12 protein-coding genes are annotated in these 11,708 nt (G+C 40.4%); 9 read left to right on the plus strand and 3 right to left on the minus strand.

Annotation, left to right across the window (positions count from 1 at the left end; genetic code table 11):
• Nucleotides 1-274 precede the first annotated feature (274 nt).
• From E0Y80_RS20640 to E0Y80_RS14475, 5 genes are all read left to right on the plus strand, one after another.
• Complete coding sequence (locus E0Y80_RS20640) at nucleotides 275-592, plus strand: NAD-dependent epimerase/dehydratase family protein (RefSeq protein ID WP_197091612.1); 318 nt, start codon at nucleotides 275-277, stop codon at nucleotides 590-592.
• Between the two features lie 835 nt (nucleotides 593-1,427).
• Nucleotides 1,428-1,580, plus strand: coding sequence for a hypothetical protein (locus E0Y80_RS14460; RefSeq protein ID WP_156308386.1), 153 nt, complete (start codon nucleotides 1,428-1,430; stop codon nucleotides 1,578-1,580).
• 168 nt (nucleotides 1,581-1,748) lie between these two features.
• Complete coding sequence (locus E0Y80_RS14465) at nucleotides 1,749-2,177, plus strand: PglZ domain-containing protein (RefSeq protein WP_262885862.1); 429 nt, start codon at nucleotides 1,749-1,751, stop codon at nucleotides 2,175-2,177.
• Nucleotides 2,174-2,422, plus strand: coding sequence for a hypothetical protein (locus E0Y80_RS14470; protein ID WP_156308388.1), 249 nt, complete (start codon nucleotides 2,174-2,176; stop codon nucleotides 2,420-2,422). Before E0Y80_RS14465 ends, E0Y80_RS14470 begins: the two co-directional genes overlap by 4 nt.
• A 223-nt stretch (nucleotides 2,423-2,645) precedes the next feature.
• Nucleotides 2,646-3,023 carry a hypothetical protein gene (locus E0Y80_RS14475; protein WP_156308389.1) on the plus strand — a complete coding sequence of 126 codons (378 nt, stop codon included), beginning with the start codon at nucleotides 2,646-2,648 and terminating at the stop codon, nucleotides 3,021-3,023.
• Between the two features lie 757 nt (nucleotides 3,024-3,780).
• Here E0Y80_RS14475 and E0Y80_RS14485 read toward each other — a convergent pair.
• Nucleotides 3,781-4,008 carry a helix-turn-helix domain-containing protein gene (locus tag E0Y80_RS14485; RefSeq protein ID WP_156308390.1) on the minus strand — a complete coding sequence of 76 codons (228 nt, stop codon included), beginning with the start codon at nucleotides 4,006-4,008 and terminating at the stop codon, nucleotides 3,781-3,783.
• Nucleotides 4,009-4,817: 809 nt separating this feature from the next.
• Between E0Y80_RS14485 and E0Y80_RS14490 the strand changes: the two genes are divergently transcribed.
• Genes E0Y80_RS14490 through E0Y80_RS14500 form a run of 3 tightly spaced genes read left to right on the plus strand, consistent with a single transcriptional unit; the run spans nucleotide 4,818 to nucleotide 10,041 of the window.
• On the plus strand, nucleotides 4,818-5,483 hold the full coding sequence (locus E0Y80_RS14490; protein WP_156308391.1) for a TlpA family protein disulfide reductase: 666 nt from the start codon (nucleotides 4,818-4,820) through the stop codon (nucleotides 5,481-5,483).
• Nucleotides 5,480-8,668: a SusC/RagA family TonB-linked outer membrane protein gene (locus E0Y80_RS14495; RefSeq protein ID WP_156308392.1), complete on the plus strand. Its 3,189-nt coding sequence runs from the start codon at nucleotides 5,480-5,482 to the stop codon at nucleotides 8,666-8,668. The genes E0Y80_RS14490 and E0Y80_RS14495 overlap by 4 nt, the downstream gene beginning before the upstream one ends.
• Nucleotides 8,665-10,041, plus strand: coding sequence for a RagB/SusD family nutrient uptake outer membrane protein (locus E0Y80_RS14500; RefSeq protein WP_156308393.1), 1,377 nt, complete (start codon nucleotides 8,665-8,667; stop codon nucleotides 10,039-10,041). Before E0Y80_RS14495 ends, E0Y80_RS14500 begins: the two co-directional genes overlap by 4 nt.
• A 51-nt stretch (nucleotides 10,042-10,092) precedes the next feature.
• Here E0Y80_RS14500 and E0Y80_RS14505 read toward each other — a convergent pair whose 3' ends face one another.
• Nucleotides 10,093-10,425 carry a hypothetical protein gene (locus E0Y80_RS14505; RefSeq protein WP_156308394.1) on the minus strand — a complete coding sequence of 111 codons (333 nt, stop codon included), beginning with the start codon at nucleotides 10,423-10,425 and terminating at the stop codon, nucleotides 10,093-10,095.
• A gap of 62 nt (nucleotides 10,426-10,487) precedes the next feature.
• On the opposite strand from E0Y80_RS14505, the gene E0Y80_RS14510 reads away from it, so the two are divergent.
• Nucleotides 10,488-10,685 (plus strand): hypothetical protein, encoded by a 198-nt coding sequence (locus tag E0Y80_RS14510; RefSeq protein ID WP_156308395.1) that lies wholly within the window; start codon nucleotides 10,488-10,490, stop codon nucleotides 10,683-10,685.
• 7 nt (nucleotides 10,686-10,692) lie between these two features.
• On the opposite strand, the gene E0Y80_RS14515 is transcribed toward E0Y80_RS14510, so the two are convergent.
• Entirely contained in the window at nucleotides 10,693-11,697 is a 1,005-nt protein-coding gene (locus tag E0Y80_RS14515) for a helix-turn-helix transcriptional regulator (protein WP_156308396.1), read from the minus strand.
• Nucleotides 11,698-11,708 lie beyond the last annotated feature (11 nt).

Here is an 11,708-nt window from a genome sequence, read left to right on the forward strand (position 1 = left end):
TAAGACCATAGTAAAAACGCAGGTTTGCAACCAATGATTACAATCTTGGAGTTTTTCAACACCCGCAGGTATTAACAATGGGGTCTGCAGTGTAATCTTCAGCAATTTTTAACGAATCTGATTGATGCAAGCTTGTATAAAGCGGACTTAGCTGCTTCAATTAACAAATTAGAAGCAAAGACTGACCTTCATAACAAAATAAAATAGAACTTTGCAACAAAGCCCTCTATTGTTATAATCTCAACCTTTGTAGGATTAATTTAAAACAAAAAAAATGAGCAATCAAACAGTATTAGTAACCGGAGGCACCGGTTTTGTTGGCGTACATTCCATCTTACAATTATTGCAAAAGAGATTTAAGGTACATACAACAATACGATCATTAGCCAAAAAAGAAATTGTGATCAATGCTTTGAAGGAAGGTGGCTTGAGCGACCTTAGTAACTTATCCTTTTACGAAGCAGACCTCACCAGCGATAACGGATGGTTAGAAGCAATGCAAGGTGTAAAATATGTATTGCACGTAGCGTCTCCATTTCCGGCTCAAAACCCTAGCGATGAAAATGAACTCATTAATCCTGCCGGGGACTAAGCCTTTCGTGTATTGAAAGCCGCAAACAATACCGGTGTACAAATGGTCGTGCTTACTTCTTCGTTTGCGGCTGTTGGTTACAGCATCAATCCTAAAGGCCATATTTTTACCGAAGCCGATTGGACTGATTCCAACGCTCCGCTTCCCGCCCTATATCTAATCTAAACCTCGGGCAGAGAAGGCAGCCTGGGATTATATAGAAATTGAGGTAAATAGTTTGGAATTAACGGTAATCAATCCGGTAGGAATTTTTCGACCTGTAATGGATGGCATTAGTTCTGCCTCACTGGATATTGGTGTTACGGGTATTTTAAACGGAACTACAAGCAAAAGCCCCGGATTTACAATGGGTGATGTCGACGTGCGGGACGTGGCTGATATTCATATTATGGCTAAGTGAGCATAAAAAATGGTTTTCTGACTTCGAGGAAAATCAAAGGCTTATTCCGGGTATAAAACGACTTTTAAAATTTAGATTGGATGGAGAATAGCCTGATAAAACATATAATTAAAGTCCTTTCCGGTTATGATGCTCCTGTCCTTATTATCGAAAGCAATGATGGATTTTTATTTCGTTCGGAAACAATCTCTCCCAAAGGGTAGCATTTGAGCTTAGAGATAATTCAAAAACCTTATTACTAATAAGGATGACCGTCCATACTTGGAAGATATTGAAAACATTGCTATTAATTCTGAGTTCTTTTTAAGTCAATATCTTTTCGAATATCATATACCATCGGTAAAAGATTTATCATTATCAATATTGGATACATTATTCATTTAGAAACTGTTATTTTCACTTTCAAAAAGTGAAACAATCAAAGAAATCGAAAAAGTGTTTGCTGATTCAAAATCAAAGAATCCAAAATTAGATATTGATGAATTTACAGAAAGAATAATTGAAGGTTTAGCAGCGGAAAATATCGACTGGCAGGAAGTAGCCAATCTTTTTGGGGATGCAATTTCACAGTCTATCGGTTCTGAGTAGTTTGCCTTAATTCTAGGATTGATCAAAGAATCAAATTAAAAATTTCAACAGCATATTTATTCTCAATATGCTCAAATTAAAAATTCAAATCCGATAAAGAGACCATAGATCGTATTCAAGATACTGGATTATATAGATTTCAATTGCAAACAGGATGAAATTGCTCTTATAGTAATTGATGGTTTAAGCTTTTGGCAGTATGCTTTAATTAAAAATAGATTGCCCAGAAACAAAAAAGAGGAAATCACTTTCTCTTGGATTCCTTCTATTACACAACTCTCACGCCGCGCAATTTTCAGAGGTTCAGGTCCACTAGAATCTTACAAGCAAAACCCAACGAATGAATCAAAGCTATGGAAAGATTACTGGAAGTCTAAAAACCTCAATGATTTTGAAATACTGTATCAGAATGATACAATTAACGTCTCCAATATTGATGGTATAAAAAGGTTGGGTATTGTGTACAAAGACTTGGATGACTACTTGGGCAGTTCCAAGGATTATAATGATCTCCTAAAACTGACTGAGAATTGGTTTGTGCGTAGCAAGATACATGAGACTAAGGTAATATTCAATCAAAAGGATGCTGTGGTTTGAATGGAAAGGAAAAATTAGGAACTAACAAATCAGGTAGCAGAAGTGAACGGCAACTTGAGTTCTCTGAAAAAATGTTGAAAGATGAGTTTTTAGATAATAATCCGGAGCTACTTGCTTCAATTGTGCAGGAAGAACAAGCTTATTTCAAAAATGAATTGAGTTTTTCAAGAAGAGATGAATTGGTAACACATGGCGGAGCCCATTTCCTTGAAGTAGTAATACCATTTATAGAAATTACAAATTAATAATAAGTCAATATATATAAATCAGAGAATCCCTCTGGAAACTCTTCATGCTGGATTGGAAGCCTACTTAAACGATGACTATTCCAATAAATATAACATTGAACAATTACGGCTTGAGTAAAGCGGTTAGAATAGATTAAAGAAAGCTTTAAGGATAATTAATCGAATCATTTCCAAAAATCCATTAAAGCCTTTAATCAATGCGAATAAAGCTGAGATAAAATTGGCAATCAAGAAAAAGCAAGGCAGAGATATAATATTGATAGCTCTATTGAATTCAGCATTTCCATTCTCTTATTATGTTCTAAAGATATTCGGAAAGTATTTTGAGGTTCAAGAAATTATAAACAAAGATACCGTCAAGAAATCAATTTCTAAAATTTATGGTGGTAATCGTGCAACTGAAAATGGGATATACAATGTAGTCTCGATGTTTTTGGAAGCAGTTTTTTTAATCGTCCAAAGCAAGGAATTTATCGGTGGGGTAAAAAAAATTATTCCAAGCTTTAACATAAGGGAGAAAATTTACTTAGAATCATTTAAGTTGAACAATAGCATAAATGAAATTCAGGAATATCAATTAATGGATCCTTATTTTTAGATTGTAAAAGTGTAATATGAAATGTTATCTAAACCATTCAGCCACATACATTGCCAAGCCGCGTAAAGTAGCCGCAAAAGCCAAAGCTTGTCAAAAAGTGTGGCTTCCCAATTGGAGAAATGATGAGAATTTTTAAAAAATGCCTCACCGCACAGGAGTACATTGAAAATGAATTCTAAAATGAAAGGGAAAATAAAGAACGAAAGCACAACATTGTGTATAAGCAACAGCGGGTCAACTGCTATTTTGAAACGTAAATCTATAAATCGAAGGCAATTGCTATCTGACAGTTTCGTGCTTTAAAATCCGCTACTTATCATATACGAGACCGTTATTTAGAATTGCTTAAGTTCTCAATATCTTGACGTTTTCGTTCGATGCTGTTTAATAATTTGTTTTGCTCTTCTCTTTTAATCACCAATCCTGAAATTTATTGGGATCAAGAGAGTAGATTGAATCAATATGCGACGTAATATTTGGCAACTCCAATTCAATCATTCGGTAACTCAACTCGTATGATTTTCTATTATCCATTTGCCTGTTTTTCTCATATAGAGTGCCTAAACCCAGAGAAATAATTATCGACAATATTATAATTATAGTAATGACTGGTGTGGATTTCAGGTCAATCCCATAATGATGTTTTATATTGACCTTTAATCCTCCCTATTTTCGGACTGGTTTCCATAAGAGTTTTCAAAATAAATCAAACTATGTTAATTTCATAACTGTGATTTGGTTGAAATATTTATCTTTTTTAATTCTTTTTTAAAGTGTCTTCCAATGTGATATTTAAAGCATCACATATATTTAATAATTTAGAAAAAACAAAATCTTCTTTACCATTTTCTATATCACTTAATTTGGAACGATCCATTTTAGGTATTTTTTTAGATACTTCTTCTTGGGTTAAACCTTGTTCCTTTCGTTTTTGCTTTAGATTTTTCCCAATTCTGGAGAATATTTCAATATGCTTTTCATTCATTTAGTTAAAAATATTTGTGGTTTTATTGCCACATTAAAATATTATTATTACCTTTGTATAAGTTACAACAGCGACTAATTTAGTGCGAGGCTTTATCCTCGACTTTTACGATGTCACTCATAAACGAAAACCGCTAATTTTCCCTATGAGTCGATCGTGAGCTCGCTATCTATTGGATTTTCATATCTTTGTTGATACAGTCCAATAGGGCGGGTCTCATGTCAGTCTTCGGGGAACCACAATCTATGTTGTGGCGGTTCTTAGCGGTACCGCGTTCGAAGCATTGAGGCTCGCCTTATTGGAATTTTTCCAATCTGCTAACATCTTGTGCTTTAGGAGTGCCGTCGTTATCATAAACCATATAAAATTATGATACGATTAAAAACCACCAAAAAAAAACAACTTATTTCGATCAAGGATCGTAACAGGTTTTCCCGTAAACAACAAACAAAGAACATTATCTCAAGTCCTGAATAAAATAAAAACTCAAGGAAAGAGAGTGCATTCTTGATTAGGATGTCTTTATTTAAGACATCAAAAGAAAGTACGCTAGAGATTAATAATCCCTGTGATATAGATATATTACTGGATTATAGTCTTTTCTTCTTATTTTCCTGACCGACCTTCAATAACCTGACAAGGCATGATTGTCCGGAAATTATTGGTTCGATAGTTTTATTTTATTCTGACACAATAAATCTAGCTATTCTTTTCCAATTCCCCAAAATGATTGTGGTGATCATCTAATGCTGAATAGGTGTGGAGGTCGGTTATTCTAATTTCATAACCAATTTTAATATCCTTAAAAAATGAAGAATTTTTATTGGGGCAGGAGAGACCTGTCCAAAAATATCTGTCGATTAGAGCCTACTGCTTTAAATAATCATGCATGTTCATTAAGAACATTCATTACCTTGCTCTTGGCATTCCAAATATTGTTGTTTAGTAAATCAGTTCTGGCGCAGTCTCCGAAATCGGAGGCTGCTGCTGGCTCTGGGAATCCCCCAAGAACCGTAATTGTAGGACAAAAAGTACCCTCCGACTTTTGGGTCCAAAAGCATACGATCTATGAAGATGGTCAAACTCGGGTAATTACACTTAAAGAATCTAAAGGCAAAGTGTTGGTATTGGACTTTTGGTCCGTGAGCTGTGGAAACTGCATTTTCCACCAAAAGGCGATTTCCTATTTTAAAGAAAAATATCCAGAGGATCTCGAAGTCATCATGGTCAATCCGCTAAGAACGAAAGACAGTTTGAACCAAATCACCGCATTTGAAGAGAGGTATGGTCAAGAGTATTTCCCTAATGGTTTTCGGAGCATTATCCTGGATAAGGAACTTTCCAATCTATTTGCAGTTCGAGCTTTCCCGACCTATGTATGGATTACGCCTGGAGGCATGGTGCAGACCATTACGTTCTGGAATTTTTTGGACAAGGAAGCGGCGATGCCATTCTATGGAGGTAAGGTATTATGAAAGCAAGGAACTTAATCTTTATGATTGCATTCCTATGCGGTTATGCGAATCAGCTATTTGCACAGATATCGATTTCAGGAAAAGTTGTCCAGGAAGATGGATCACCAATCCCTGCAGTGAATATTTTCAGCCCGGTAAATCAAAAAAGCTACCGGACAGATAAAGAAGGCAATTTTTCGATGCTATTAAACGCAAAGGACAAACTTGTCTTTACCCATCAGAATTATGACACGATGTATGTCGATGTGGCTGACGATCAGAGAAATTTTCGGGTAATCATGAACCGAAGGACCATCGGTATCGAAGCGCTGCATATTATTGAAACGGGATACCAGAAAATTTCAAGGGAGCGTTCCACGGGAAGCTTCGAGCAGATTGGCCGCAGGGAAATTACGCAGCGACCCATCAGCAATATCTTTCAGAATATGGAAGGATATCTGCCGGGGGTGATGTTCGATAAACGAAGCGGAGATAACAAATTTCATGTCCGTGGAATCAATTCATTGACTGAATCGATGACCGCCCCTTTATTGATCGTTGACAACTTTCCCTATGCTGGCGACATCAATGCGATCAATCCGCAGGACATAGAATCTGTTTCGGTCCTTAAGGATGCTGCTGCCGCATCGATCTGGGGATCCAGGGCAGGTAACGGTGTGATCGTAATTACCACCAGAAAATCGAAAGACGGAAAGGTTCGGTTGGAGGGTGGCCTTAACTACGTCTCGATGAAGAAACCGCGTCTGCTGGATATGCCTATCTTGAATTCCAGGTCATTCATGGAAATCGAAAAGGAGTTGTTTGATCTGGGAATCTACGATGCATCGCTGAATGAAACCTCTGTGACTAGAACCATGCTGAGCCCATATGTTGAACTGCTGGACAAGATGAGAAAAGGGGAGATCTCCGAATCGGAATCAGCAGAATTAACAGATGCATTCCGGGGGCGGGACTATCGAAAGGATCTATTGGACCATTATTATCGCCAAACCTTCATGCAGAAATACAATCTGTCGGCAACGGGGGGGACCCAAGATTTTCACAACCGAATTTCCCTGACCTATGACAGAGATCTGCAGGGTACCGTGACCAATAAATATGCGCGTGAAGGACTTGTATGGTCCGGAATGTATAAACCGGGAAAAGCCATTTCGATAGATTACCTGTTGGCATTAAATGGGCAGCAGTCCACGATGACCCTGGAAGGCTTGAACTACCCGCTAAGTCCCGGTAGTGGTAGAAGCGCGCTGTATCCTTATGCATCCCTGGTCGATGGGGAGGGGAGGGCAATACCTATAGAAAGGCAATTTTCAAATGAATATTTGAAAGAGTTCAGCGATCAGCTGCCATATGACTGGTCTTATAACCCACTCCAAAATATATGGGAGTCTACTAGAAACCATCAAAAGATGCAGGTGCGGGCGAACTTGGGTATCAGTTATAAGCTGTTCCCATTTTTGACCCTGAGCGGAAAATATGCACATACCATCCAATCTGAGAGCGACCAGGATGATTATGGCAGGAACTCCTATTATGTCCGTAACCTTCAGAATTCATATTCCTCGATGATCGATGGGAAGGTTTTTACACCCATTCCCGAAGGTGGTATATTTGATGAAGGGAGATCAGCAATGGTCGAAAGGCGTGGGAGAATCCAGGCAGATATTGACCTGCCATTTTTAAACCACCATCGATTTACTTCACTGATCGGAGGAGAGGTTTCCGATCAACCCCGGGAATCGGATTCCTACCGATATTATGGGTACGATGAATCGATGAAGACCCATCAGTTTGTGGATTACCTAACGAACTACAATACCTTTCAGGGGATTCTGGGAAATACGACAATTCCAAGGTACGGTGAACTTTCATCGAAGAATACCCGGATGGCATCTTTCTTCGGGAATGCAGCTTACGGCTATAAGGAAAAATATTTTTTGAATTTCTCGATGAGAAAAGATGCTTCAAACACCTTTGGCATCGGTACGAATTGGCGATGGAACCCGTTGTGGTCATCTGGAATAGCCTGGAGCATCGAGAAGGAAAAGTTCATGCAGAGCGTAGCATTTGTCAATCAATTAAAGTTAAGGGTTACTTGGGGACATAGTGGAAACTCCGGCGGTTTGGGTACCTCACTGCCCGTGATCCTAGAGATCAAGAACTACACCCTGAATCCAGAACGTCAGGCCTACCTATACAGCCTTCCTTATGTCGACCTGAAATGGGAGGACGTGCGCATGATGAACCTGGGCCTGGACTATAGCCTTTTTGATCGAAGAATTTCCGGTAGCCTGGAATATTTCAACAAAAAATCGACCGATATCCTTGCTCAAGATCTTTTGGAGCCCACTTTAGGCATGAACAGCATGATGAAAAACGTAGCCAATATGAAAGGCGAGGGCATCGATGTGAGCATAAATACCCTCAACATCCAGCGTAAGTTTTCATGGAGCACACAATCCTATTTCTCCATGGTAAAGGATAGGGTGACGGACTACTTTGGAGGGAATCGGGAATCCAGGGATTTCCTTACGGCAAGGGGGTTGAGCCTTTATCCTACCGAGGAGTGGGGACTGTATCCAATTTTTGGGTTGCGGAGCTCCGGTTTGGACAGCGAGGGTGATCCGGTCGGCATGTTGAACGGTGCTCCTTCCAAAGACTACGTCAAATTGAACGCAGATTCCCTTCAAAACCTGAAATACTTCGGATCGGGATTGCCGAGGTTCCATGGTGCCCTCCGGAATACATTTTCGTATAGGGGAATTACCTTAAACGTCAATATCATCTTCAAGGGAGGGAATTACTTTTCCAGAAATACAGTGAACTATTCCAGCTTGGTCAACGGGTGGACTGGACATGATGATGCACAATATCGATGGCGCAAACCGGGGGACGAAGCGAAAACCGACGTTCCGGCTTTAAAGATTCCATTGAACTCCAATCGGGATTTCTTTTATATGTATTCCCAAAGAAATGTGGAGCCAGGTGGATTCATCCGTATCCAGGATATCAACCTGAGCATACCGATCTCTTTGGGAAGAAAAGTGGATGCTTCGGTCAGCTTCTACATGGGAAATGTAGGGCTGTTATGGAGGGAGAACAATGCCAAATTGGACCCCGAGAACCTGTCCATGCCGGCACCGCGAACCTATTCCATTGGATTGAACCTAAAACCTAAGAAATGATGAAAACTAAACAAATTGCATTATTGGGGCTATGTATTGTCATGGTATCTTGTAAAGATTTCTTGGCACTAAAGCCAGAAACCTCCTACAGTCATCCCGAAACCTTAGAGGATATCAACGCGCTTTTGAACTATGAATCCAGGGTGAATGGAAACTACGTTGGAAATATCGAATCGGGTACGGATGATTTTGAGATTGACTTCTCCAGTTACAGCACCCGATCAGCCTATTATCAAGAGCTATACCGATGGGACGAAGAACCATTTTCGGAGGACGGTGGGGCAGGTGAAAACTGGCTGTTTCCCTATGAAACCATTCTATATGCCAATGTCGCGCTTGAATCCCTTGATAGGGTCAAAGGTGGCGACCCATCCTTGAGGAAGCGACTGGAAGGCGACGCACTGTTTATCCGTAGCTATCGCTTCTTTCAACTGATGCAGGTCTATTCTCCACCATATCTGGAGGGAGACCAGGACAGTCCCTACGGAATTCCACTCCGACTCAGTTCAAATGTCAATGAAAGGTCGGTCAGAGCAACTGTGAAAGAGGGCTATGAACAGATTATCAAGGACCTTGGCAGATCGGTCGAATTGCTGCCGGAGGAGGTGGGCTATAAAACCAGGCCCAATAAATCCTCGGCATATGCGCTGTTGGCCAGGGTGCAGTTGTCGATCGGTAATTATGTACAGGCCCTGGAATGCGCAAAGCAGTCCCTTAAACGAGATTCTAGACTTATGGACTACAATACGATCGATCTTTCCGCGGCCTATCCGTTTATGCCCTTGAACCAAGAGGTCATTTACCATGGTAAAAGCAGCGCATCCGGTTCCCTGATGGCATCTTCTAGGTTGACGATCACGCAGGATCTATTGGATAGTTATAGCGATGATGATCTACGTAAGACGGCATTTTTTGTAGCAAGGACTCCGGGTAGATATCGGTTTAAAGGTTTCTATAACGGATCCGCAGCGAGCTACTTTGCGGGCATAGCAGTTGATGAAATGCTGCTTATCGCTGCTGAATGCCTTATTCGAACAGGAAAGGTTGGTGAGGGTATGGAAATGCTCAACAGACTTCTTGCCCATCGGTATGAACGGAGTACTTTTGTTCCACGGAAAGCCAGCACCGAATTGGAGGCCCTTCGGATTGTTTTGGACGAAAGGAGGAAGGAACTCGCCTTTCGGGGGATTCGATGGACGGACCTACGACGGTTGAACCGGGACCCTAGGTTTTCGAAGACCGTCCGAAGAACCTATCCAAACGACGATGGCAAACCTATGGAGGTCCTATTGTTGCCCGGGGACCCAAGGTACTGCTACTATATTCCACCTCAGGTCATTGAAAAGAGTGGAATGGTTCAGACCAAGCGATAAAAAAGGCAGGCTAGAGCCTGCCTTGACTTCGGCTTGATTTGGCCTGCTCTATTAATCTACCTTCTCCCTAAGCGCAGTTACTGTTTCGTTTGTCGATGGTGTACTTGCAAAGGCATCGTTGATGCGATCTTTTACTTTGGAGGAGCCCGTTGCGATTGCGCTCATATCGGGATATCCAGCGGTATTAGCTGGCGCGGATATGGTACATACTTCCTGTTGCTGTCCCTCGCAGGGTTTGTTGGGATCGGGACTCAAGGAATATTTGGTTGAATCGAGCCTGGAATCGGTCGAATTTCCATGGAAATACCAAGTAGCCGGTATTTGTTTATCCAAGTCCTGAACCTTCTCTGTAGCAAAGGAGTTGAGGAACGTTGACACTGCCACCGAACCAACGATCAGCAGGGTGGCATTTAGTAGATATTTTAAATTTAGGGTTTTCATGATACATGAATTTATATTTAACGGATATGTTTAATCTTCAAGGCCATTCTGGTTCCTGGAACCATGGAATGGCCCTTATCGTGAAGGTAGCGAACTTCTTAGGGAAATATTTTGGAAATTTCATAGATCTAATTTTAGTTTCAGAACCTAAAATTATGGATATAAGGTTTTTGACAGGTAGACCTTTTTGGGGAATAATTTAAATAAGATTTATTTTGAAAAGGAAGAATTCCCATACAGTTTTCTGTACGATCCCATCGTGGTTCCAAAAGTCCTCTTGAAGATCCTGTTCAAGGTATTTGTGTCCGCGTAACCTAACAGGATCGACAGCTCCAGCAGGGGAATGTCGGTCTGGACCAGAATTTCTGAAATTCTGTGCAGGAGAGCTGATTTTATATGCTTACGGACAGTTTTACCGGTAATTTCCTTGAACCCCAGTTCCAGACTGGAAACACTGATCCTGTTCCTCTTTGCCAAGTCGTTCAGGTTCGGTCTTTCGTTCTTGTGCAGATCTTCATGGATCATTTGGATGGTACACTCAACAATTGATTGGTAAAAGCTGGATCTGGACCGCGTATCCAATTGCTTAAAATAAAGGAGCAGAATTTCAGAAACATGTTTTATCAGATCGACATTTAACTCTGTTCTCTGGGTATAGGATCCAATCAAACCTTTTAATTTGTTCAAAAATGATGTCTTGAATACTATGGGATCTAGGCAGGTCAACATAAATCTTTTCTGTTGAAACATGAATTCGCTTGAGTGGAACCGATTGGGAGCGATAAGGGGCAATATCTTGGGATGTATAGTGATGGTTAAAACTTCTGCCGGAAATCTTAAGGGAAATGCAAGATAAGTCCCTTTCCTGGCAAAAAGGAAAATAGCCTCCCTCTCCAAAAGTTTTAATGTGGATGCCGTTTCCTTTTCTGAAGAATAGACTATACGACCCTGTAAACAGATTAAGAGGACATAGGTATGCCTTTTGGCAATAATGGTTACCGGACGATGGGAAGCTGATCCATGTAGAAGGTGGTGTTCGACTAGGAGCATATTTTTTGGAAAGCTTGCGGTCGCTACCTCCAGACCATCGTTCCTTTTAACGATATAAGGTGTAGTTGGAAATGCTACAATGGATTGTTGGGCAAATTGATTGGATTGGATCTCGATCGATTCTTGATCAGTTAACCGTAATTCAAATGCAATGCTGTTTTTCATGATACAATACC

Source organism: Sphingobacterium endophyticum, assembly GCF_009733535.1.
Taxonomy (GTDB): Bacteria; Bacteroidota; Bacteroidia; order Sphingobacteriales; family Sphingobacteriaceae; genus Sphingobacterium; species Sphingobacterium endophyticum.

What these genes read in the sequence shown, in the direction of transcription:
- E0Y80_RS20640 (WP_197091612.1), top strand. Translation starts at nt 275, where the DNA reads ATGAGCAATCAAACAGTATTAGTAACCGGAGGCACCGGTTTTGTTGGC.
- E0Y80_RS14485 (WP_156308390.1), bottom strand. Translation starts at nt 4,008, where the DNA reads ATGAATGAAAAGCATATTGAAATATTCTCCAGAATTGGGAAAAATCTA.
- E0Y80_RS14490 (WP_156308391.1), top strand. Translation starts at nt 4,818, where the DNA reads ATGAAGAATTTTTATTGGGGCAGGAGAGACCTGTCCAAAAATATCTGT.
- E0Y80_RS14495 (WP_156308392.1), top strand. Translation starts at nt 5,480, where the DNA reads ATGAAAGCAAGGAACTTAATCTTTATGATTGCATTCCTATGCGGTTAT.
- E0Y80_RS14500 (WP_156308393.1), top strand. Translation starts at nt 8,665, where the DNA reads ATGATGAAAACTAAACAAATTGCATTATTGGGGCTATGTATTGTCATG.
- E0Y80_RS14510 (WP_156308395.1), top strand. Translation starts at nt 10,488, where the DNA reads ATGAATTTATATTTAACGGATATGTTTAATCTTCAAGGCCATTCTGGT.
- E0Y80_RS14515 (WP_156308396.1), bottom strand. Translation starts at nt 11,697, where the DNA reads ATGAAAAACAGCATTGCATTTGAATTACGGTTAACTGATCAAGAATCG.